This window comes from Burkholderia sp. AU18528 (genome assembly GCF_002223215.2).
In the GTDB taxonomy this organism is placed as follows: Bacteria; Pseudomonadota; Gammaproteobacteria; order Burkholderiales; family Burkholderiaceae; genus Burkholderia; species Burkholderia semiarida.
Window position 1 is genome coordinate 900,899 of sequence record NZ_NKFC02000004.1, and the last position, 22,347, is coordinate 923,245.

Annotated in this window: 21 protein-coding genes; 17 read left to right on the plus strand and 4 right to left on the minus strand. The window is 68.1% G+C overall.

Translation table 11 applies throughout. The features are described from left to right. Nucleotides 1–4 precede the first annotated feature (4 nt). The 6 genes from CFB52_RS06940 to CFB52_RS06965 are packed head-to-tail and all read left to right on the plus strand — an operon-like array spanning nt 5 to nt 5,655. The gene (locus tag CFB52_RS06940; RefSeq protein ID WP_059573780.1) at nt 5–172 is read left to right on the plus strand and encodes a DUF1427 family protein; all 168 of its coding nucleotides are present in this window, start codon (nt 5–7) and stop codon (nt 170–172) included. A 19-nt stretch (nt 173–191) separates the two neighbouring features. Further along, entirely contained in the window at nt 192–2,081 is a 1,890-nt protein-coding gene (locus CFB52_RS06945) for an amidohydrolase (protein ID WP_099316305.1), read from the plus strand. A gap of 1 nt (nt 2,082) precedes the next feature. After that, nucleotides 2,083–2,544: a DoxX family protein gene (locus tag CFB52_RS06950; protein ID WP_099316306.1), complete on the plus strand. Its 462-nt coding sequence runs from the start codon at nt 2,083–2,085 to the stop codon at nt 2,542–2,544. 26 nt (nt 2,545–2,570) lie between these two features. Continuing rightward, complete coding sequence (locus CFB52_RS06955; RefSeq protein ID WP_099316307.1) at nt 2,571–3,485, plus strand: VOC family protein; 915 nt, start codon at nt 2,571–2,573, stop codon at nt 3,483–3,485. Beyond that, nucleotides 3,482–4,180: a YoaK family protein gene (locus CFB52_RS06960; RefSeq protein WP_059575955.1), complete on the plus strand. Its 699-nt coding sequence runs from the start codon at nt 3,482–3,484 to the stop codon at nt 4,178–4,180. The genes CFB52_RS06955 and CFB52_RS06960 overlap by 4 nt, the downstream gene beginning before the upstream one ends. Continuing rightward, nucleotides 4,177–5,655 (plus strand): alginate export family protein, encoded by a 1,479-nt coding sequence (locus CFB52_RS06965; protein ID WP_059575953.1) that lies wholly within the window; start codon nt 4,177–4,179, stop codon nt 5,653–5,655. The genes CFB52_RS06960 and CFB52_RS06965 overlap by 4 nt, the downstream gene beginning before the upstream one ends. A gap of 121 nt (nt 5,656–5,776) precedes the next feature. Here the strand turns inward: CFB52_RS06965 and CFB52_RS06970 are convergent, their stop codons facing one another. Beyond that, nucleotides 5,777–7,363 carry an acid phosphatase gene (locus CFB52_RS06970; protein ID WP_059575951.1) on the minus strand — a complete coding sequence of 529 codons (1,587 nt, stop codon included), beginning with the start codon at nt 7,361–7,363 and terminating at the stop codon, nt 5,777–5,779. A gap of 222 nt (nt 7,364–7,585) precedes the next feature. On the opposite strand from CFB52_RS06970, the gene CFB52_RS06975 reads away from it, so the two are divergent. The 3 genes from CFB52_RS06975 (at nt 7,586) to CFB52_RS06985 (ending at nt 10,228) form a co-directional block, all read left to right on the plus strand. After that, nucleotides 7,586–8,935 (plus strand): cytochrome-c peroxidase, encoded by a 1,350-nt coding sequence (locus CFB52_RS06975; RefSeq protein ID WP_099316308.1) that lies wholly within the window; start codon nt 7,586–7,588, stop codon nt 8,933–8,935. 424 nt (nt 8,936–9,359) lie between these two features. After that, the gene (locus CFB52_RS06980) at nt 9,360–9,746 is read left to right on the plus strand and encodes a hypothetical protein (RefSeq protein WP_059575947.1); all 387 of its coding nucleotides are present in this window, start codon (nt 9,360–9,362) and stop codon (nt 9,744–9,746) included. Between the two features lie 8 nt (nt 9,747–9,754). After that, on the plus strand, nt 9,755–10,228 hold the full coding sequence (locus CFB52_RS06985) for an NUDIX hydrolase (RefSeq protein WP_059575946.1): 474 nt from the start codon (nt 9,755–9,757) through the stop codon (nt 10,226–10,228). Nucleotides 10,229–10,345: 117 nt separating this feature from the next. Here the strand turns inward: CFB52_RS06985 and CFB52_RS06990 are convergent, their stop codons facing one another. Beyond that, nucleotides 10,346–12,055, minus strand: coding sequence for a glutamine--tRNA ligase/YqeY domain fusion protein (locus tag CFB52_RS06990; protein ID WP_060010106.1), 1,710 nt, complete (start codon nt 12,053–12,055; stop codon nt 10,346–10,348). 253 nt (nt 12,056–12,308) lie between these two features. On the opposite strand from CFB52_RS06990, the gene CFB52_RS06995 reads away from it, so the two are divergent. The 4 genes from CFB52_RS06995 (at nt 12,309) to CFB52_RS07010 (ending at nt 14,466) form a co-directional block, all read left to right on the plus strand. After that, nucleotides 12,309–12,518, plus strand: a complete 210-nt coding sequence (locus CFB52_RS06995; RefSeq protein WP_006497729.1) for an ornithine acetyltransferase — start codon at nt 12,309–12,311, stop codon at nt 12,516–12,518. Between the two features lie 192 nt (nt 12,519–12,710). Beyond that, nucleotides 12,711–13,292 carry an alpha/beta hydrolase gene (locus CFB52_RS07000; protein WP_099316309.1) on the plus strand — a complete coding sequence of 194 codons (582 nt, stop codon included), beginning with the start codon at nt 12,711–12,713 and terminating at the stop codon, nt 13,290–13,292. Between the two features lie 260 nt (nt 13,293–13,552). Then, entirely contained in the window at nt 13,553–13,891 is a 339-nt protein-coding gene (locus CFB52_RS07005) for a L,D-transpeptidase (protein ID WP_257220046.1), read from the plus strand. Then, the gene (locus CFB52_RS07010; RefSeq protein ID WP_099316311.1) at nt 13,888–14,466 is read left to right on the plus strand and encodes a hypothetical protein; all 579 of its coding nucleotides are present in this window, start codon (nt 13,888–13,890) and stop codon (nt 14,464–14,466) included. Before CFB52_RS07005 ends, CFB52_RS07010 begins: the two co-directional genes overlap by 4 nt. Before the next feature lie 42 nt (nt 14,467–14,508). Here the strand turns inward: CFB52_RS07010 and CFB52_RS07015 are convergent, their stop codons facing one another. Beyond that, entirely contained in the window at nt 14,509–15,729 is a 1,221-nt protein-coding gene (locus tag CFB52_RS07015) for a CaiB/BaiF CoA-transferase family protein (RefSeq protein WP_099316312.1), read from the minus strand. A 282-nt stretch (nt 15,730–16,011) separates the two neighbouring features. Here CFB52_RS07015 and alaS point away from each other — a divergent pair, with 282 nt between their 5' ends. Continuing rightward, nucleotides 16,012–18,636, plus strand: coding sequence for an alanine--tRNA ligase (gene alaS, locus CFB52_RS07025; RefSeq protein WP_059575939.1), 2,625 nt, complete (start codon nt 16,012–16,014; stop codon nt 18,634–18,636). Between the two features lie 139 nt (nt 18,637–18,775). Here the strand turns inward: alaS and CFB52_RS07030 are convergent, their stop codons facing one another. Then, nucleotides 18,776–19,690 (minus strand): LysR family transcriptional regulator, encoded by a 915-nt coding sequence (locus CFB52_RS07030; protein ID WP_060010096.1) that lies wholly within the window; start codon nt 19,688–19,690, stop codon nt 18,776–18,778. 122 nt (nt 19,691–19,812) lie between these two features. Between CFB52_RS07030 and CFB52_RS07035 the strand changes: the two genes are divergently transcribed. The 3 genes from CFB52_RS07035 (at nt 19,813) to CFB52_RS07045 (ending at nt 22,346) form a co-directional block, all read left to right on the plus strand. Beyond that, on the plus strand, nt 19,813–21,084 hold the full coding sequence (locus CFB52_RS07035; protein WP_099316313.1) for a YbfB/YjiJ family MFS transporter: 1,272 nt from the start codon (nt 19,813–19,815) through the stop codon (nt 21,082–21,084). 121 nt (nt 21,085–21,205) lie between these two features. Further along, on the plus strand, nt 21,206–21,742 hold the full coding sequence (locus CFB52_RS07040; RefSeq protein ID WP_059575932.1) for an NUDIX domain-containing protein: 537 nt from the start codon (nt 21,206–21,208) through the stop codon (nt 21,740–21,742). Between the two features lie 166 nt (nt 21,743–21,908). Continuing rightward, nucleotides 21,909–22,346 carry a thioesterase family protein gene (locus CFB52_RS07045; protein ID WP_027787751.1) on the plus strand — a complete coding sequence of 146 codons (438 nt, stop codon included), beginning with the start codon at nt 21,909–21,911 and terminating at the stop codon, nt 22,344–22,346. The last annotated feature ends 1 nt before the right edge of the window (nt 22,347 follow it).

The following is a 22,347-nucleotide window of genomic DNA, read 5'->3' on the forward strand; positions in this document are numbered from 1 at the left end:
CGTTATGGAATCTTATCTACTTTCACTGAGCGCCGGCGTGCTGATCGGCGTCGTGTACAGCGTGATCAGGGTGCGCTCGCCGGCACCGCCGCTGATCGCGCTGGTGGGCCTCGCCGGCATGCTGGTCGGCGCGCAGGCCATCGCGCCGGTTCGTCACTGGCTCGGCTTCTGACCGCATCGAGGACAAAATCATGAGCGCAACCGATACTCAACCCGATCTCATCCTGCACAACGGGCGCATCACGACGCTCGACCGCGCGAACCCCGTCGCGACGGCCGTCGCGATTGCCGCCGGCCGCTTCGTCGCCGTCGGCAGCGACGCGGACGTCATGCCGCTCGCGGGCCGCGCGACGAAGGTCGTCGATCTCGGCGGCCGCGGCGTGCTGCCGGGCCTGATCGACAACCACTGCCACGTGATTCGTGGCGGCCTGAACTACAACATGGAGCTGCGCTGGGACGGCGTGCCGTCGCTCGCGGTCGCGATGGAGATGCTCAAGCGCCAGGTCGCCGTGACGCCCGCGCCGCAATGGGTGCGCGTCGTCGGCGGCTTCACCGAACATCAGTTCGTCGAGAAACGGCTGCCGACGATCGATGAGCTCAACGCCGTTGCACCGGACACGCCCGTGTTCATCCTGCACCTGTACGACCGCGCGTTGCTGAATGCGGCCGCGCTGCGCGTGGTCGGCTATACGAAGGACACGCCGGAGCCGCCGGGCGGCACGATCCTGCGCGATGCCGCGGGCAATCCGAGCGGCCTGCTGCTCGCGAACCCGAACGCGACGATCCTCTACGCGACGCTCGCGAAGGGGCCGAAGCTGCCGTTCGAGTATCAGTACAACTCGACGCGCCATTTCATGCGCGAGTTGAACCGGCTCGGCGTGACGGGCGTGATCGACGCGGGCGGCGGCTCGCAGAATTATCCCGACGATTACGAAGTGATCCGCAAGCTGCACGACGCGGGCGAGATGACGATCCGGATCGCGTACAACCTGTTCACGCAGAAGCCGAACGCGGAGAAGGAAGACTTCGTGAACTGGACGAAGAGCGTCAAGTACCACGACGGCACCGACTACTTCCGCAATAACGGCGCCGGCGAGATGCTGGCGTTTTCCGCGGCCGACTTCGAGGATTTCCGCGTCGCGCGGCCGGATTTGCCCGCGCAGATGGAGGACGATCTCGAAGGCGTCGTGCGCGTGCTCGCGGAAAACCGCTGGCCGTGGCGCATGCACGCGACCTATGACGAAACGATCAGCCGCGCGCTGGACGTGTTCGAGAAGGTCAACGAAGACATCCCGCTCGACGGGCTGAACTGGTTCTTCGATCATGCGGAAACCATCTCCGAGAAATCGATGGACCGGATCGCCGCGCTCGGCGGCGGCATCGCGGTGCAGCACCGGATGGCGTACCAGGGCGAATACTTCGTGGAGCGCTACGGCGCGCAGGCCGCCGAGGCGACGCCGCCTGTCGCGAAGATGCTCGGCAAGGGGCTCAAGGTGTCGGCCGGCACCGACGCGACGCGCGTCGCATCGTACAACCCGTGGGTATCGCTTGCATGGCTCGTGACGGGCAAGACGGTCGGCGGCATGCGCCTGTATCCGCAGCGCAACCTGCTCGATCGCGAAACCGCGCTGCGGATGTGGACCGAGTACGTGACGTGGTTCTCGAACGAGGAAGGCAAGAAAGGGCGCATCGCGGTGGGACAGCTTGCCGACCTGATGGTCCCCGATCGCGATTTCTTCGCGTGCGCGGAAGACGATATCGCCGGCACGACCGCGTTGCTGACGGTGGTCGACGGGAAGATCGTGTGGGGCGCGGGGCCGTTCGCGTCGCACGACGCGCCGATCCCGCCGGCGATGCCGGACTGGTCGCCGGTGCGCGAGTTCGGCGGCTATGGCGGCTGGGGCGCGACGCAGCGCGCCGGCGCGCCGTTGCAGCGCGCGGCGGCCGCCGCGATGTGCGGCTGCGCGAACGAATGCAACGTTCACCAGCATGCGCACGCGAGCGCATGGGCGAACGCGTTGCCGACGTCGGACGCGAAGGGTTTCTGGGGCGCGTTCGGCTGTTCGTGCTGGGCGGTCTGATATGGCGGCCCCGATCCATCGCGGCGGCGCCGGCAACCCGGCATGGGTCCGCGCGCTGCTCGCGCAGCCGTGGGTGCCGCCGCTCGTGCGGCTCGCACTGGTGTCCGCTTACCTGCTCGGCGGCGCAGCGAAGGCGCTCGACTTTCACGGCGCGGTTGCGGAGCAGGCGCATTTCGGCCTGCGGCCGGCCGCGCTGTGGGCGGCGCTCGCGATCGCGGTCGAGATCGCCGGCTCGCTGTGCGTGGTATTTCGCCGTTTCACGTGGCTCGGCGCCGGCAGCCTCGGTATGCTGACGCTCGTCGCGATGTTCGTGGCGAACGATTTCTGGAACCGGACGGGCGCCGAGCGTTTCATGGCGCTCAACAGCTTTTTCGAGCATCTCGGGCTGATCGCGGCACTCGTGCTCGCGACGGTGCTCGACGATGCGCGGCAATCGGCCGATGATGGCCGTTCCATTCGATGACGATGCAACAATCAGGAAATCCTTTGATGAAATCCATTCGTTCCCTGCTGCTCGCCGCGATGTTCGCGGGCGGTCTTGCCGGCGCGCCGACGGCGTTCGCGAAACCGCCGGTGCCGCCGGCAGTCACACCCACGGTGGCCGTCGGTCCGCAGTACGACACGACGCACGTGTGCGTCGCCCCCGAAGACTTCGACCGCTTCACCGACAGTTTCGTCGCGACGTTCGGCGGCAAGAAGTCGAAGGAGGGCGTGTTCCAGGTCACGCCGACGCCGAGCCAGACGATGTCGCAGCTCGTGCTGACGCCGGTCGGCACGATCTCGGTGTTCGGTTTCAAGACGCCGATCCCGTATCCGTTCTGCGAGGAGCGCACCGGCTATCTCGTCACCGACATGGACGTCGCGGTGAAGTCGGCGCGCGAGCACGGCGCCGACGTGATCGTCGACACGTTCCCCGACCCGATCGGCCGCGACGCGATCATCACGTGGGCGGGCGGCGTGAACATGCAGTTGTACTGGCACACGCAGGCGCCGCACTACGATGCATTGCAGACCATTCCCGAGAATCGCGTGTACGTGTCGCCGCAAAGCGTGCGCAAGTTCGTGCACGATTTCGTCAAGTTCTCGAAAGGCAAGGTGGTGTCCGACGACCCGAAGGCGCCGGGCATCGAAATCGGCCGGCCGGACGATACGTACCGCCGCATTCGCATCGAGTCGGGCTTCGGCAAGATGACCGTGCTGGTGACGGACGGCCACCTGCCGTACCCGTTCGGGCGCGAGATGACCGGCTACGAAGTGCCCGATCTCGCCGCGACGCTGAAGCAGGCCGAAGCCGCGGGCGTGACGGTGCTCGTGCCGCCGTTCAAGTCGGACGGGCGCGACGCGGCGCTCGTGCAGTTCCCGGGCGGCTACGTCGCCGAGATTCACGCGAGCGCGGCGCGATGAAGCACGAGGACACGATCCTTGCCGCGGTGGCCGGCTTCGTCGACACGCTGAGCTTCGTCGCGCTGTTCGGGCTGTTCACCGCGCACGTGACCGGCAACTTCGTGCTGATCGGCGCGGGCATCGCGGGCTTCGGCCAGGGCGTCGTGCTGAAGCTCAGCGTGTTTCCGGCGTTCGTGTGCGGCGTGATCGCGGCGAGCCTGATCGCGCGGTCGATGGCCGCGCGGCCCGCGTGGCACGGCATGCGCGTGCTGCACACGGTGCAGGCCGTGCTGCTGCTCGGCTTCTGCGCGGCCGGCGTGTGGGCGACGCCCGTCACGCAGCCCGACAGCCTGCCGGCGCTCGTGGCCGGCATCGTCGGCACGTTCGCGATGGGCGTGCAGAACGCGCATCCGCGCGTGATCGCGCGCGCGGGCGGCGTGCCGAACACGGTGATGACCGGCAACGTCACCCAGGCGATCCTCGACGTCGTCGACATGCTGTCCGCCCGCACGGCCGACGGTGCGCGGGCAACGGCGCGCGCGCGCTTCGCGAAGATGCTGCCGGCGATCGTCGCGTTCGCGCTGGGTGCGGCGGGCGGTGCGCTCGGGTTCCGCTACGTCGGGTTTCTGGCGTTGCTCGCGCCCGTGGGTGCGCTGGCCGTGCTTGCGCTGTGTGCGTCGCAGGCGGCCGGTACGACCACCCCGGAGCGCGCATGATCGAGCGGAGGCGAACGCGGTCCTGCAGCCGACGCGTCGAGCGGGCCGCGCGGTTGTCGATCGTCGCCGGGCTGCTGTTCGCGGGCGCCGATGCGGTTGCGGAAACGGCAGCCGCGTCGACCTCGACTACGTCGTCGGCGTCGACGCCTGCATCGACGTGCACCGTCAAACGCCCGACCGTCCTGTTCAACCGCTGGCAGGAAGACTGGTCGGTGCTCGCGAATCCGTGCGTGCCGCGCAAGCCGCTCGACGGGTTGAAGTACCTCCCGCTCGGCAACGATCCGCAGTCCTATCTGTCGCTCGGCGTGAACCTGCGCGAGCGGCTCGAGACCAACGACGCGCCGCTGTTCGGCATCGGCTCCGCGCAATCGGATACGTACGTGATCCAGCGCGTCGAAGTGCATGCCGATGCGCATCTCGGCCCGCACTGGCAGTTCTTCGTGCAATTGCAGGACGCGCGCGCGTTCGGCAAGAACACGGCGTCGCCCGTCGACAGGAATCCGCTCGATCTCGAACAGGCATTCGCGACCTACACGGGCGCGCTCGGCGGCGGCACGGTCAAGTTTCGCGTCGGCCGGCAGGAGATGGCGTTCGATCTGCAGCGCTTCATCGCCGCGCGCGACGGCCCGAACGTGCGGCTCGCGTTCGATGCGGTGTGGGCCGACTACGAATACGGGAAGTGGCGCTTCATCGGCTATGCAACGCAGCCGGTGCAGAACCGCAACGCGTCCGATTTCGACGACGTGTCGAATCGCGATCTCACGTTCAGCGGCGTGCGCTTCGAGCGGCAATCGGTCGGGCCGGGCGACCTGTCCGGCTACTGGTCGCGCTACAACCGCCGCAATGCGCGGTTCCTCGATGCGAGCGGCCCCGAGCATCGCGACGTGTGGGACGTTCGCTACGCGGGCACGCGCGGCCGCTTCGATTGGGATCTCGAAACGATGCTGCAGACCGGCACGGTCGGCAATGCCACGATCGGCGCGTGGGCCGTCGGATCGATCGCCGGCTACAGGCTCGACGCGCCGTGGTCGCCGCGCATCGCGCTGCAGGTCGATGCGGCATCGGGCGACCGGCATCCGCGCGACGGCCGCGTCGGCACGTTCAATCCGCTGTTTCCGAACGGCTATTACTTCACGCTGGCCGGCTATACAAGTTACGCGAACCTGATCCACGTGAAGCCGTCCGTGACGCTGAAACCGGCGGCGAACCTGTCGCTGCTCGGCGCGCTGGGCTTCCAGTGGCGCGAGACGACCGGCGACGCCGTCTATCAGCAGCCGAACATCCCCGTGCCGGGCACGGCAGGCAAGGGCGGCCTGTGGACGGGCATGTACGTGCAGTTGCGCGCGGACTGGACGATCGCCGCGAACCTGATCGGTGCGGTCGAGGCCGTGCACTTCCAGGTCGGCGACGCGATCCGGCAGGCGGGCGGGCTCAACGCGGATTACGTCGGTGTCGAGCTGAAGTACGGGTGGTGACGGCGGCGCGCGGCAACCCGCACGCGGCATGAAAAAGGGCAGCCCCGCGGGGCTGCCCTTCGTTCGTCCGGGGTCCGGGCCGGCCGTGCGACCGGCCCCGTTCGCGGTGGACGCGATGCGATTACAGGTTCGGCGACAGCGCGAGCGCGTTCGTCAGGTCGCCCATCGGCTGCGCGCCGTTCGCCTTCAGCGCGTCGTCGCGTTGCTGCAGGCCCGCGAGGCGCGGCAGCGAGAAGCGGCGCGTGATGAAGCGCAGGATCGAGCCCGTGTCGTACTGCGTATGATCGACGAAGCCCTTCTTCGCGAACGGCGACACGATCAGCGCCGGAATGCGCGTGCCCGGGCCCCAGCGGTCGGCGTTCGGCGGCGTCGCATGATCCCAGAAGCCGCCGTTTTCGTCGTACGTGACGATCACGACCATGTTCTTCCATTGCGGGCTGGCCTGCAGGTGCGCGATCACGTCGGCGATGTGCTGGTCGCCGGACGTGACGTCCGTGTAGCCCGGGTGTTCGTTCAGGTTGCCTTGCGGCTTGTAGAACGTGACCTGCGGCAGCGTGCCCGCATCGATCGCCTTGATGAACTCGGCGCCGTTCGCACCGCCGTCGAGCAGGTGCTGCGCGCGGCTCGCGGTGCCCGGCGCCTGGTTCGCGAAGTAGTTGAACGGCTGGTGGTGCGGCTGGAAGTTCGGCGTCGACAGGTCGGCGCCGTAGATCACGTTCGACGTGCCGTTCTGGCTCGCCTGCAGCGCCTGGCCCCATGCGCCCGCATACCACGCCCACGACACGCCCGCGTTGGTCATCAGGTCGCCGATGTTCGTCGCCGTCTGCGGCGGCATCGTCGACGGATTGGCCGGGTCGGCGAGCAGCGGGTCGCCGCCCGCGGCCGCCTTGTTGCCGCTCGGCTGATACGCCGGCTGCATCGTGTTGATGCCGTAGAAGTCGGGCGTGAGCGCGCCGTCGTTGACGAACTTCGGCGGGCCGCTCAGCGCGGAGGCCGGCGAGTTCGTCGCCACCTTCAGCGATTTGCCGTCGGCATTGAGCACGGCGATCTTGCCGGCCGCCGGGCTCTTGTCGGCGTTCGGGTAGTACGGTGCGCACGCGCAGATCAGGTACTGGTGGTTCAGGAACGAGCCGCCGAACGCGCCCATGAAGAAGTTGTCGGCCAGCACGTACTGCTGCGCGATCTTCCACAGCGGCAGCTTCGACGGATCGGCCGTGTAGTGGCCCATCGTCAGGCCGCCCGCGTCGGTCCATGCGGCGTACATGTCGTTCTTGCCGCCGTTGATCTGCATCTGGTCCTGGTAGAAGCGGTGCACGATGTCGCGCGTCGCGATGCTCATCGACTGGTTGAAGCCTTTCGGGTCGTCGATCGCGAACGGCGCGTTCGGCAGGTTCGCCGTCATCGCCTCGGTCACCGCCGGCGTGATGCCGGTCGCGGTCAGGCCGCCCCAGATCTTCGGCAGCGTCGCCATCGTCGAGCCGTCGCGATCCTTCTGCACCGAGTTCGCGGCCGTCGCGTTCTGCAGGCCGTTCGCGCCCGGGAAGTTGCCGTACAGGTTGTCGAAGCTGCGGTTTTCCGCGTAAATCACGACGACGTTCTTGACGGCCGACAGACCCTGCTGCGTGACGTCGTCGCCGCCGCAGGCGGTCAGGCCGAGCGCGGCCGCGAGGGCGATCGGCGTGTAGCGAATCCAGGCGTGCTTCTTCATGCGATGTTCTCTCTCATTCGTCGTTGGTCGCGTGTGGGAACCGGGGGCGGGAGGGCCGGCGCGCGAACCTCGCGGTATCGCCCGGCTGCGCGCATTATCTGGAACCGATTTGACAGCAGGGTGTAGGGGCGCTTTCAATTGACTGTCGGTGGAACGTCATTGAACGGTCACGGAACTGACATAAGCTCCGGCCGGTTGCCCACCGCTACCAGAACAACGACGATGCACACCCTTCTGAAATCCTGCGCGTCCGCGCGATCGCTGATCTCGGCCGCGGCTACGCTCGCGGTGGTCGGCGCGCTCGCGGCGTTCGCCGGTTGCGACGCGCGGCCCGGCACGACCGCATCGGCCGCGTCCGTCGTACCGGCGGCTCAGGCGGCCCCGGCCGCCCCGGCGGTCGCGCCGGCCACCCAGCCGCAGACGCGCGCGCAGGTGTTCGAGGGCGTGAAGCAGATGACGGCGCTCGGCAAGCAGTTGTTCTTCGATCCGTCGCTGTCCGGGTCCGGCAAGCTGGCCTGCGCGTCCTGCCACAGCGCCGAGCATGCGTTCGGGCCGCCGAATGCGCTGTCGGTGCAGCTCGGCGGCGACGACATGCACCGCACCGGCTTTCGCGCGGTGCCGTCGCTGAAGTACCTGCGCGGCATCCCGCCGTTCAGCGAGCACTTCCACGATTCGCCGGACGAAGGCGACGAAAGCGTCGACGCGGGTCCGACCGGCGGGCTGACCTGGGATGGCCGCGTCGATACGCGCGATGCGCAGGCGCGCATTCCGCTCACGTCGCCGTTCGAAATGAGCAGCTCGCCCGCGCGCGTGGCGAAGGCGGTGCGCGCCGCGCCGTATGCCGACGCATTCCGCAAGGCGTTCGGCGATCAGGTGCTCGGCGACGATCGCGCGACGTTCGATGCGGTGCTGCGCGCGCTCGACGCATTCCAGCAGCAGCCGGCGCTGTTCGATCCGTACACGAGCAAATACGACGCGTATCTGGCCGGCCACGCGCGGCTCACGCCCGCGGAGTTGCACGGGTTGCAGCTGTTCAACGACGAGAAGAAGGGCAACTGCGCGAGTTGCCACATCAGCCAGCGCACGCTCGAAGGCGGCCCGCCGCAGTTCAGCGATTTCGGGCTGATCGCGATCGCGGTGCCGCGCAACCGCGCGTTGCCCGTCAATCGCGACCCGCGCTTTTACGATCTCGGCGCGTGCGGGCCTGAGCGCACCGACCTGAAAGGGCGTGACGAATTCTGCGGGCTGTTCCGCACGCCGTCGCTGCGCAACGTCGCGCTGCGCAAGACGTTCTTCCACAACGGCGTGTATCACTCGCTCGAGGACGTGATGCGCTTCTACGTCGAACGCGACATCCATCCGGAGAAGTTCTATCCGGTCGTGCACGGCAAGGTGCGGATCTACGACGATTTGCCGAAGCGCTACTGGACGAACATCAACCGCGAGCCGCCGTTCGACCGCAAGCGCGGCGACCAGCCGGCGCTGAATGCGGCCGAGATCAAGGACGTGATCGCGTTCCTCGGCACGCTGACTGACGGATATCAGCAAACGGGCGCACCGGCGAAGCCCTAGGGTCTGTTTACATACGGAACGCACGTGCGTTGCCACGAGAACGGCCGCTCGCGAGGCGTGCGACGCCGCGAATACTGGACGTATTCGCAAGGAGCACAACGCGGCGAGCGGCCGTTCTCGTGGCAACCCCAAATTACAAAATCATTCCAGGGGAATGCCCGAAATCGCCCGCATGGCGGCGTCGCGCGTCACTTGTTTGGCTCGGCCAAACGGCGCTCCTTCCTCCTTGCCCTGCGAGCGATTTCGCGCATTCGCATGTGCGTTCCGTATGTAAACAGACCCTAGAAGGCATTCATCGCAGCACGCATGCTATGCTCGCTCGCTGACGGGCGTGGCGCGTGCCGGAGCGCCGGCCGCCGGAAGGCCGGCCGCCGGTTCGCCGGCATGCACCGCGCCGTTCGATCGAACATCCAAGGAGAAAAACATGTCGATGCGTGCATCCCTTTCCGTCGTCACGCGCGTGCTGGCCGGCGCCGCGTGCGCAGCCGCGATGCTGCCCGCCCATGCGCAGAACAACCTGAACTTCCTGAACGACACGCCGATCAGCTATTTCAGCAAGGCCGACCGCGCGTCGCTCTCGAAGGCGGTCGTGCAGGCGCGCGACGAAGGCAAGGACGGCGAAACCACGACGTGGCAGAGCAGCGGCCGCGGCACGCAGATCGACGCGAAGCTCACGCCGAGCACGACCGAGGCGGACGGCAAGACCTGCCGCGAAATCGCGACCGAAATCACGGCGAAGGGCCAGACGATGACGCTCAAGCCCGTCTACTGCAAGACGGCCGCGGGCAAGTGGCAGTTGCAGAAGCGCTGAGCACGCGCGTGACGAAGCGGGGCGGCGCGCCGCGCACGGTGTCATGCGGCGTCGTGATCCTCGATGCGGCCGGCCGCGTGTTCCTCGCGCACGCGACCGACACCACGCACTGGGACATCCCGAAGGGGCAGGGCGAGCCGGGCGAGACGCCGGCCGACGCCGCGCTGCGCGAACTGCTGGAGGAAACCGGCATCGAGCTGGACGCCGCGCGGCTGCTCGATCTCGGCCGCTTCGCGTACCGGCACGACAAGGACCTGCACCTGTTCGCGGTGCTGGCGGCCGAAGGCGAGATCGACCCCGCGCACTGCACGTGTACGTCGCTGTTTCCGAGCCGCCGCGACGGCTCGATGATTCCGGAGATGGATGCGTATCGCTGGACCGTGCCGGGCGACATCGATGCGTATGCGAGCCGCAGTCTCGCGCGGCTGTTTCGCACGAAGCTGTCGCTGGTGGAGCTGCATCGGCGGTTGTCGGGTGCGTGAACGGACGCTGCCGCGTTTCGCTTCGACTCACATGAAAAAACCGGCCCTGGAGCCGGTTTTTTCATGATCAGGCAACGGCGGTTTGCGAATCCGCATGCCGCCGCGCGGAACAGGCCGTCAAGCCGGCTTGCCCCAGCTGTCGCGCAACCCGACGATCCGGTTGAACACCGGCTTGCCCGGCTTCGAATCGACACGATCCGCAACGAAGTAGCCGTGGCGCTCGAACTGCACGCGCGTTTCCGGCGCGATGTCGCCGTTGCCCGGCTCGACGTACGCCTGCACGATCTTCTTCGAATCGGGGTTCAGCGCGTCGAGGAAGTTCGCGCCGCCCGCGTCCGGATGCGGCTCCTTGAACAGGCGGTCGTAGATCCGCACTTCGGCCGGCTGCGCGTGCTTCGCGCTGACCCAGTGGATGTTGCCCTTGACCTTGTAGTTGTTCGCGCCTTCCGTGCCCGACTTGCTGTCCGGGAAGTAGTTGCAGTGCACGGCCGTCACGTTGCCGTCGGCGTCCTTGTCGAAGCCCGTGCATTCGATCACGTAGCCGTAGCGCAGGCGTACCTTGTTGCCCGGGAACAGGCGGAAATAGCCCTTCGGCGGGTTCTCGACGAAATCCTCGCGCTCGATCCACAGTTCGCGCGAGATCGGGAACGTGCGCACGCCGCGGTCCGGATGATGCGGATGCACGGGCGCCGTGCAGGCTTCCTCGAGGTCTTCCGGATAGTTGTCGATCACGAGCTTCAGCGGATCGAGCACCGCGACCGTGCGCGCGGCCTTGTCGTCGAGGTCGTCGCGCAGCGCGCCTTCGAAGACGCTCATGTCGATCCACGAATCGATCTTCGTCACGCCAATCCGCTCGCAGAACAGGTGAATGCTCTCGGGCGTGAAGCCGCGGCGGCGCACGCCGACGATCGTCGGCATGCGCGGGTCGTCCCAGCCGTCGACGTGGCCTTCGGTGACGAGCTGCAGCAGCTTGCGCTTGCTGGTGATCGCGTACGTGAGGTTCAGCCGCGAGAACTCGATCTGCTGCGGCAGCGGGCGCGTGAACACGCCGGCTTCCGCGAGTTCGTTCAGCACCCAGTCGTACAGCGGGCGGTGATCCTCGAATTCGAGCGTGCACAGCGAATGCGTGATGCCTTCGAGCGCATCCGAGATGCAGTGCGTGTAGTCGTACATCGGATACACGCACCATGCGTCGCCGGTGCGGTAGTGGTGCGCGTAGCGGATCCGGTAGATCACCGGGTCGCGCATGTTCATGTTCGGCGAAGCCATGTCGATCTTCGCGCGCAGCACGTGCTCGCCTTCCTTGAACTCGCCGGCCTTCATCCGGCGGAACAGGTCGAGGTTTTCCTCCGGCGTGCGCTCGCGGAACGGCGACGGCTTGCCGCCTTCGGTCAGCGAGCCGCGGTTCGCGCGCATCTCGTCGGCGCTCTGGCTGTCGACGTACGCCTTGCCACGCTTGATCAGCAGCTCGGCGAACTCGTACAGCTTGTCGTAGTAGTCGCTCGCGAAATACTGGTGATCGACCGCGTCCTTGCGCCAGTCGAAGCCGAGCCAGCGCACCGCGTCGACGATCGAGTCGACGTATTCGACGCTTTCCTTTTCCGGGTTCGTGTCGTCGAAGCGCAGGTGGCACACGCCGCCGTAGTCGCGCGCGACGCTGAAGTTCAGGCAGATGCTCTTCGCGTGACCGATATGCAGATAGCCGTTCGGCTCGGGCGGGAAGCGCGTCTCGACGCGGCCGCCCCATTTGCCGGTGCGGTTGTCGTCGTCGATGATGTTGCGGATGAAATTGGAAGCCGCGGGGGCGTCGTTGCGTTCGGTGCTCATGCGGTTGGCGTCAGGGTTGTGTCGGCGCGTCGCGCCGGTTTAATCCTGTAATTCTACCTGACCGGGGTCCGTCCCGCGCGGCCTGCCGGTCGGCCGCGGTCCGTTCGCGATGCGTGTCGCAATATATCGAGTGTGTGTCGGCTGTAACACGACGTAAATCGGATTGCCCGCGCCGTTCGGCTTTTCCTATGATGGCTTTACCGATTCAACGCCGCCGGTCGCAATTTTGCGCGGTGGAAGGAAGCCAACAACCATGATGAAGAAGACCACTTTTCTCGTTCGTACCGCGGTGATCGTCGCGGCCCTGTCGCAACTCGGCGCATGCGCGATGACGCATACGCAGCGCAATGCCGGGATCGGCGCGGCCGCGGGCGGCGCGCTCGGCTACCTGATCACGGGCGGCCCGGTCGGCACGGTGGCCGGCGCGGCGGCAGGCGGCCTGGTCGGGGCCGGCGTACGCTGATCCACGCCGGCAGGCGCCCGCGATGCGGGCGCCCTGACCGCCGGCCGCGGTCGTGCGCCTGCCTGAACGCGTCACGACCCGCTCGAAGTTCAAGCACATCCCCCGGATTTTGACAGGCACCATCAGGGAGAGGCGGGTGTGCGACACTTCGTCGACGCTACTACATGACTCCATTCGTCGACGAATCCTTCCATGACCGACTCCGTCGTTTTCGTCTTGCCGGGTTACGCCAATTCGGGCTCGCTTCACTGGCAAAGCCGTTGGGAGCGCGCCGATCCGCGTTTCGTGCGGATTGCGATGCCGGACTGGAACCACGCGTTCCGCAATGGCTGGTGTCGTGCGGTCGAAGCCGCGCGCGGGCCCGTGCTCATCGCCGCCCATAGTCTCGGCACCCTGACCACCGCATGGTGGGCGACCCGCTACGCGCGGCCGGCCGCGCTCGCGAAAGTGCGCGGCGCATTGCTGGTCGCGCTGCCCGATCCTGCCGGGCCGGCGTTTCCGGCCGACGCGCACGGCTTCGGCCCGGTGCCGCACGAGCGAGTGCCGTTTCCGACCTGCGTCGTCGCGAGCAGCGACGATCCGTACGGTTCGCTCGCGTTCGCACGCGGCTGCGCGTACGCGTGGGGCAGCGCCTTTCACGACCTCGGCCCGCGCGGCCACATCAACGCGGACAGCGGGCTCGGGGAATGGCCGGAAGCGCGCGGCTGGCTCGAGGCGCTGGGGACGACGGGCCGACTGCCGGTCGTGGTTCACCGAATCGGACACATTTTTTAACCAAGCGCGAATTTCATGCGATGCGTCGCGGCGCGACGTGCGCCTTGCTGCGCGTCCGATTGTCTTGGGCGCGACGCGCAACCGACTGCGTGTTGTGACCAACCCCATGACTTTCTGATCGGCCGGGCCGATAAAGTGACGGCCTGTTCAATTCGATTGGAAGGAGGGGCCATGTCGAGCGGCGCAAGGCGGAATCAGCAGGTCGGTGGAAAAAATCGTCGGCGGCGAAACGAATCGTCGTCGACCTCTCGAGTCAGCGCGTGGAGGCGTTTGAGGGGGCAGCGAGGGTGTTCCGCTTCGATTGTGTGACGGGAGACAGCGAGCATCCGACCGATCGTGGGGCGTTCCGCATCAGGGAGAAATACCCGTCCTATCGCAGTCGTGCCTATAACGTGCAAATGGATTACGCGATGTTCTTCACGGAAGACGGCAAAGCGCTTCACCAGTACCACGGGCCGATGCCGCTGTCGCTCGTGAGAATGGCGCGCAATACCGTCAGCGACTGGTTCGGATCGCACGGCTGCGTGCGCCTGGCCGAGGCCGATGCGAAGCAACTGTTCGACTGGGCTCCGAGGGGAACCGTGGTGCAGGTATTATGAAGATCGCATCGGCAACGCGATTCGTGATCCCGTGTCTGGCGATGCTGGTCGGTCTGCTCGCCGGTTTCGGCTGGCGCAGCGTCGCCGACTGGACCGACAGCCCCATACGGATCGATCCCGGCACCGACTTGCTGAGCGTGCTGCCCGACGAGGTGATGTCACTGACCTTTACGACCGCCGCGCTGACGCTGACCGCGCAGCGCTCACAGCGCGCGGCGCGGTTCGCCGTGCAGGTGACTTATGCGGACGGCCGTGCCCCCCGGCAATGCGTGGCGTCGCCGGATCTGGCCGCGCATCTGGAGTCCCTTTCGACGATCGTCGCGCAACGACAGGTCGATCTGGCCGACGTCGCGCGCGAATTTCCACGGCAGATCGGGCGGCTGGATATCCGTGGTCGCATCGCGTCCGAGCCGCCGCCGGTCGTCTTCCTGGGCGCGGCGGATTCGGACGCGGTCGCCGTCGCCGTCGACGGTCTGTGGGCCGGGCACGGTGGCTACGCGGCAGTTGTGCGTTCGCCATCGCGCGCGGCGCTTGCGGCGCTGGCCGGCGGCTGCGATACGCTGGCCCGGCGCTGACCGGACGGCGGGCGCTCCCGTTCCGGCCCGCCGCCGCGCCGCTCAAATCGCCTGCTTCGCCTTCAACGCGGCGATCCGCTCGTCGTCGTAGCCGAGCATGTCGCGCAGCACGTCTTCCGTCTGCGCGCCGAGCAGCGGCGGGGCCGTGCGCGCGTCGGGCGGCGTCGCGCTCATCCGGATCGGGTTGCGCACGAGCTTCACGTCCGCGCCGCACGGATGCGGTAGCGACACCTGCATCCCGCGCGCGACCACCTGCTCGTTGTCGAACACCTCGCCGAGATCGTTGATCGGCCCGCACGGCACGCCGGCCGCTTCGAGCGCGCCAATCCAGTCGGCCTTGCCGCGCGCCTTCACCATCTCCGCGAGGATCGGCACCAGCGTGTCGCGATTGCGCACGCGCGACGGATTGGTCGCGAACCGTTCGTCGTCGGCCAGCTCGGGCCGGCCGCCGGCCTCGACGAACTTGCGGAACTGCCCGTCGTTGCCGACCGCGACGATGATCCAGCCGTCGCTCGTCTGGAACGTCTGGTACGGCACGATGTTCGGATGCGCGTTGCCCCAGCGCACCGGCGGCTTGCCGCTCGCGAGGAAGTTGGTGTTCATGTTCGCGAGCAGCGCGACCTGCACGTCGAGCAGCGCCATGTCGATGTACTGGCCTTCACCCGTGCGGTCGCGGTGCGCGAGGGCGGCGAGCACCGCGATCGTCGAATAGAGGCCGGTCGCGAGATCGGCGATCGCGACGCCGGCCTTCTGCGGGCCGCCGCCCGGCTCGCCGTCGCGCTCGCCGGTGATGCTCATGAAGCCGCTGATCCCCTGCACGATGAAGTCGTAGCCGGCGCGATGCGCGTACGGGCCGGTCTGACCGAAGCCCGTGACCGAGCAGTAGACGAGATCGGGCTTCACCGCGCGAAGGGATTCATAGTCGAGCCCGTATTTCTTCAACTGGCCGACCTTGTAGTTCTCGAGCACGACGTCGCTCTGCGCGGCAAGCTCGCGCACGATCTGCTGGCCCTCGGGCGTCGCGATGTCGACCGTCACCGAGCGCTTGTTGCGGTTCGCCGCGAGGTAGTACGCGGCCTCGGCGGTATCCGCGCCGTCCGCGTCCTTCAGGTACGGCGGCCCCCAGTGGCGCGTGTCGTCGCCGGCGCCCGGGCGCTCGACCTTGATCACGTCCGCGCCGAAATCGGCAAGGGTCTGCGCGCACCACGGGCCCGCGAGCACGCGGGTCAGGTCCAGCACGCGGATATGGCTCAGGGCACCCATCGTCGAATCGTCTCCTTTCATGGCGGGCCTGCGTTGTCGGGCAAGGCCGATTGGCATGCCGAGCATCTTAAGGCGAATCGGCCGCGCGGGTGGCCTGGAGCCTGTTATCAGCGGGAACAGGCTCCGACCAGTCGTCCGGATGGCCGAGCCGCCTCGCCGGCGCTTTGCCCGGAAGCCGGCCCCGATCCCGTATAATCGATCGTTTCCGAATCCATGCCGCCGCGCGCCCCGCCTGGAGCGCCGGCGTTTGAAGCCGTCTTTGCCAGACTGTCCCCGCACGCCATGAAAGCTGCCGAAATCCGCGAGAAATTCCTCAAATTCTTCGAATCGAAGGGCCACACGATCGTCCGCTCGTCGAGCCTCGTGCCCGGTAACGACCCCACGCTGATGTTCACGAACTCGGGCATGGTCCAGTTCAAGGACGTCTTCCTCGGCACGGACCCGCGCCCGTACTCGCGCGCCACGACGGCACAGCGCAGCGTGCGCGCGGGCGGCAAGCACAACGACCTCGAGAACGTCGGCTACACGGCGCGCCACCACACGTTCTTCGAGATGCTCGGCAACTTCTCGTTCGGCGACTACTTCAAGCAGGACGCGATCAAGTTCGCGTGGGAGCTGCTGACCACGGTCTACCAGTTGCCGAAGGACAAGCTGTGGGTGACCGTCTACCAGGAAGACGACGAAGCCTACGACATCTGGGCGAAGGAAGTCGGCGTGCCGACCGAGCGGATCATCCGGATCGGCGACAACAAGGGCGCGCGCTACGCGTCGGACAACTTCTGGACGATGGGCGACACCGGCCCGTGCGGCCCGTGCACGGAAATCTTCTACGACCACGGCCCGGACGTGTGGGGCGGCCCGCCGGGGTCGCCCGAAGAAGACGGCGACCGCTACATCGAGATCTGGAACCTCGTGTTCATGCAGTTCAACCGCGACGCGCAGGGCAACATGACGCGCCTGCCGAAGCAGTCGGTCGACACCGGCATGGGCCTCGAGCGTCTCGCCGCGGTGCTGCAGCACGTGCACAGCAACTACGAGATCGACCTGTTCCAGAACCTGATCAAGGCCGCCGCGCGCGTGACCGAGATCAACGACCTCACGAACAACTCGCTGAAGGTGATCGCCGATCACATCCGCGCGTGCTCGTTCCTGATCGTCGACGGCGTGATTCCCGGCAACGAAGGCCGCGGCTACGTGCTGCGCCGGATCGTACGCCGCGCGATCCGCCACGGCTACAAGCTCGGCCGCAAGGGCGCGTTCTTCCACAAGCTGGTGGCCGACCTCGTCGCCGAGATGGGCACCGCCTATCCGGAGCTGAAGGAAGCCGAACAGCGCGTGACCGACGTGCTGCGTCAGGAAGAAGAGCGCTTCTTCGAGACGATCGAGCACGGCATGTCGATCCTCGAGGCCGCGCTTGCCGACGTCGACGCGAAGGGCGGCAAGGTGCTCGACGGCGAGCTCGCATTCAAGCTGCACGACACGTACGGCTTCCCGCTGGACCTGACGGCCGACGTGTGCCGCGAGCGCGGGATGACGGTGGACGAGCCGGCATTCGACGACGCGATGGCGCGCCAGCGCGAGCAGGCGCGCGCGGCCGGCAAGTTCAAGGCCACGCAGGGCCTCGAATACTCGGGCGCGAAGACCACCTTCCACGGTTACGAGGAAATCGCGTTCGACGACGCGAAGGTCGTCGCGCTGTACGTCGACGGTTCGGCCGTCAACGAAGTGAAGGCCGGCCAGGATGCGGTCGTCGTGCTCGACCACACGCCGTTCTACGCGGAATCGGGCGGCCAGGTCGGCGACCAGGGCGTGCTGGCGAATGCCGCGACGCGTTTCTCGGTGGCCGACACGCTGAAGGTGCAGGCCGACGTGATCGGCCATCATGGCACGCTGGAGCAGGGCACGCTCAAGGTCGGCGACGTGCTGCGCGCGGAAATCGACGCGCATCGCCGCGCGCGCACGCAGCGCAACCACTCGGCCACCCACCTGATGCACAAGGCGCTGCGCGAAGTGCTCGGCGCGCACGTGCAGCAGAAGGGTTCGCTCGTCGACGCGGAAAAGACCCGTTTCGACTTCGCGCACAACGCACCGATGACCGACGACGAAATCCGTCGCGTCGAGCAGATCGTCAACGACGAGATCCTGGCCAACGCGCCGGGCATCGTGCGCGTGATGCCGTACGACGAAGCGGTGAAGGGCGGCGCGATGGCGCTGTTCGGCGAGAAGTACGGCGATGAAGTGCGCGTGCTCGATCTCGGCTTCTCGCGCGAACTGTGCGGCGGCACGCACGTGCACCGCACCGGCGACATCGGCCTGTTCAAGATCGTGATGGAAGGCGGCGTCGCGGCCGGCATCCGCCGCGTCGAGGCGATCACCGGCGACAACGCGGTGCGCTACGTGCAGGAGCTCGACGCGCGCGTGAACGAAGCGGCAGCGGCGCTGAAGGCGCAGCCGTCGGAACTCACGCAGCGCATCGCTCAGGTGCAGGAGCAGGTGAAGTCGCTCGAGAAGGAGCTGGGCGCGCTGAAGTCGAAGCTCGCATCGAGCCAGGGCGACGAGCTCGCGCAGCAGGCCGTCGAAATCGGCGGCGTGTACGTGCTGGCCGCGACGCTCGACGGCGCCGATGCGAAGACGCTGCGCGAAACGGTCGACAAGCTCAAGGACAAGCTGAAGAGCGCGGCGATCGTGCTGGCGGCCGTCGAAGGCGGCAAGGTCAGCCTGATCGCGGGCGTCACGCCGGACGCGAGCAAGAAGGTCAAGGCCGGCGAGCTCGTGAACTTCGTCGCGCAGCAAGTGGGCGGCAAGGGCGGCGGCCGTCCGGACATGGCGCAGGCGGGCGGCACCGAGCCGGCGAACCTGCCGGGCGCGCTGGCCGGCGTGAAGGGCTGGATCGAGGAACGGCTCTGATCGTTGCACGACCGACGCGATGCGGTCGCAATGACGACATCGCGTGAATCGAAAAACGACCCGATCGGCGGATGCCGGTCGGGTCGTTTTGTTTGTGCGGCCCATGCGCGTCGCTCGAGGCGGCGCGCGTGCGCACGGGTCACGCCGGCACGGTCGGGCTCGGCTGCGCCACGTTGCCGGACTGCCGCGCGGCGTCGGTGAGCGCATCGCGCAGCGCGGCGAGCGCCGCCGACGCATGACCGCGCCGCCACCCGAGCAGCGTGTCGATGCCTTCGAGTTCGGGAATCGTGTGCGCGGCGACGTTGCCTGTCTCGGGTTGCAGATCGAGCACCGAACGCGGCGCGACCGCGATGCCCGCGCCGGCCGCGACGCACGCGACGATCGCGTGATACGAGCCGAGCTCGAGCACGCGCGCCGGCTTCACGCCGTGCGCCGCATACCACTGCTCGACGTACTTGCGATACGCGCAGCCGCGCTCGAACGCGATCAGCGTCGGCAGGATCACGTCGCGCGGCGTACGCACCTGCGGATGGCCGCGCGGCGTGAGCAGCACGAGATCCTCACGGAAGATCGGCGCCGTCTCGAACGTGTCGGGCAGCGTGTCCGGCTCGGGCGGGCGCGCGAACAGCGCGGCGTCGATCTCGAAGTCGCGCACGCGGTCGATCAGGCACCCCGTCGTGCCCGTCACCAGTTCGAGCGACACGTCGGGCCATGCGTGGTGGTAGCGCGCGAGGATGGTCGGCAGCCGGCTCGCGGCCGTGCTTTCCATCGTGCCGAGCCGCAGCCGCCCGCGCGGCGTGTCCTCGCGCACCGCGTCGCGCGCCTCGTCGGCGAGCGCGAGCAGGCGCTCCGCATACGGCAGCAGCGTATGCCCGGCCGGCGTCAGCACGAGCCGGCGGCCGTCGCGCACGAACAGCGCCGCGCCGAGTTCCTCCTCCAGCTGCTTGATGCGCGTCGTGACGTTCGACTGCACGCGATTGAGCTTGGCCGCCGCGCGCGTCACGCCGTTCTCGCGCACGACCGCCCGGAAGATCGCCAGCGCCGACAGGTCCATGATTCTCTCCAGAGGATGAGTCGATTCTCAATTATTCATTTTTCGAGAACGTTTGGTCAAGCTAGGATGGATCCATTCCGATTTCCGATCGGCCGGCGCGCGACGTGCCGGCCCATGCCGCCATGTCCCGCTTCGATGCTTCGACCGCCGCCGCCCGCGCGTTTTCGTCCGACGAGGCCGACCGCCGCGCCCGCGCGGCCGCGCTCGCCTGCATGGTCGGCCTGGCCGTCGTGCTCGGTGTCGGCCGTTTCGCGTTCACGCCGCTGTTGCCGCTGATGCTCGCGGACGGCTCGATCGGGCTGAAGGCTGGCAGCTGGCTCGCATCGGCGAACTACGCGGGCTACTTCGCCGGCGCGGTCAGTTGCGCGGCGCTGCGCGTCGCGCCCGCGCGGATGGTGCGCTTCGGGCTCGCGGCGACCGTGCTGCTGACCGCGGCGATGGGCGTCGGCCACGGGTTGCCGGCGTGGCTCGTCGTGCGTTTCGTCGCGGGCGTCGTCAGCGCGTGGACGTTCGTGTTCATGTCGCAATGGGGGCTGCGGCGCCTGGCCGAGCTGCATGCGCCGGAATGGAGTGGGGTGATCTACGCGGGGCCGGGCGTCGGCATCGTGGCGACCGGGCTGATCGGCAGCGCGCTGGCCGGCCAGCGCGCGGCGGTGGGCTGGCTGGGCTTCGCGGCGTTGTCGGCCGTGCTGTCGGTCGCGATCTGGCGCACGTTCGGTGCGGCGCCGGCTTCGACCGCGGCCCCGCGCGCGCAGGCCATGCCGCCGGCCGCGGCGTCACATGCGGCGCTTGGCGCACCCGCCGCCCCGGCGGCGCGGGCCGGCACGCGAAGCCGTCGCGCGGACGCCGCGTGGCTCGTCATGCTGTACGGCGCGCCGGGCTTCGGCTACATCATCACCGCGACGTTCCTGCCGGTGATCGCGCGCGCCGCGCTGCCGGTCGGCTCGCCGTGGCCCGACCTGTTCTGGCCGATGTTCGGCGCGGCGCTGATCGTCGGCGCGATCACCGCCGCGCGGCTGCCCGGGCACTGGGACAACCGGCTGCTGCTGGCGGCCGGCTGCGCGACGCAGGCGCTTGGCATCGCGGCCGGGATCGTGTGGCCGAACGCGGCCGGTTTCTCGATCGGCAGCGCGCTGCTCGGCCTGCCGTTCACCGCGATCACGCTGTTCGCGATGCGCGAGGCGCGGCGCCTGCACGGCGAGCGCGCGGCCGGACTGATGGGCTACGCGACCGCGTCGTATGGCGTCGGGCAGATCCTCGGGCCGCTCGTCGCGGCGCCGCTGGCCGCGCGCTTCGGGTCATTTACGCCCGCGCTGTGGGTCGCGGCGGCCGCGCTGCTGGCGGGTGCGGCCGGTTTCGCGGCGACCGCCGCACGTGGGCGCCGGTCATCCTGACGCCAGCGGGGCCGGATCGTATCCGGCGCGGGCAAACTCGCTAGAATGAAGCCTTTCCCGCGCCGAGCGGGTGCCCGACGCGGCCTGCAGGCTACCGTCCGGCGCTCGCCATGCCCCATCGATGACCACCGCCGACTACCGTTTTTGCCCGCGCTGCGCGAGCCCGCTGACCGAGCGGGCCGATCCCGACCACGAAGGCGGCCGCATTCGCCAAGCCTGCCCCGACGATACCTGCGGCTACGTGCACTGGAACAACCCGCTGCCGGTCGTCGCCGCGATCGTCGAACTCGACGGCAAGATCCTGCTCGCGCGCAACGCGGCGTGGCCCGAGGGGATGTTCGCGCTGATCACCGGCTTCCTCGAAAACGGCGAGACGCCCGAGGACGGCATCGCGCGCGAGGTGTTCGAGGAAACCGCGCTGAAGGCCGAGCAGGTATCGCTCGTCGGCGTGTACGAATTCATCCGCAAGAACGAGCTGATCATCGCGTACCACGTGCGGGCGTCGGGCACGGTATCGCTGTCGCCTGAACTGCTCGAATACAAGCTCGTCGATCCGCCGCTGCTGCGCCCGTGGCGCGCCGGCACGGGCGTCGCGCTCGCCGACTGGATGCGCGCGCGCGGCCTCGATTTCGAATTCGTCGACCGGCCGGGGCAGTGACGGGCCGGCCTGCCCGCAGCGCGCCGTTCGCCGTGCCGCGTGCGATCGCGACGCGGCGCTGCGTTGCTGGCCGGCGCGCCGCGTGCTTCGGCCGCCGCGTGTCGTTCCAGTCGTCCCCATCGTCCGCATCGTTCCCTTCGCTTCCATCGTCCTGAGCGCCATCGCCATGTCCGACAAGCCGCAGCCCCGTCCGCGCGACGCCTATCGCCACTTCCTGCCGATCACGACCCGCTGGATGGACAACGACGTCTACGGGCACGTGAACAACGTCGTCTATTACAGCTACTTCGACACCGTCGTGAACGAGTACCTGATCCGCGCGGGCGTACTCGACGTCGAGCACGGGCAGACGATCGGGCTGGTCGTCGAGACGCAGTGCAACTATTTCGCGCCGCTCGTGTTCCCGCAATCGGTCGATGCGGGCCTGCGCGTCGTGAAGCTCGGCACGTCGAGCGTGCGCTACGAAGTCGGGCTGTTCGCGCAAGGCGATGCGTCGCCCGCCGCGCAGGGGCATTTCGTGCACGTGTACGTCGATCGCGGCACGCGCCGCCCGGTGCCGCTGCCCGACGCGCTGCGCGCCGCGCTCGAACCGCTCGCCGCCTGAC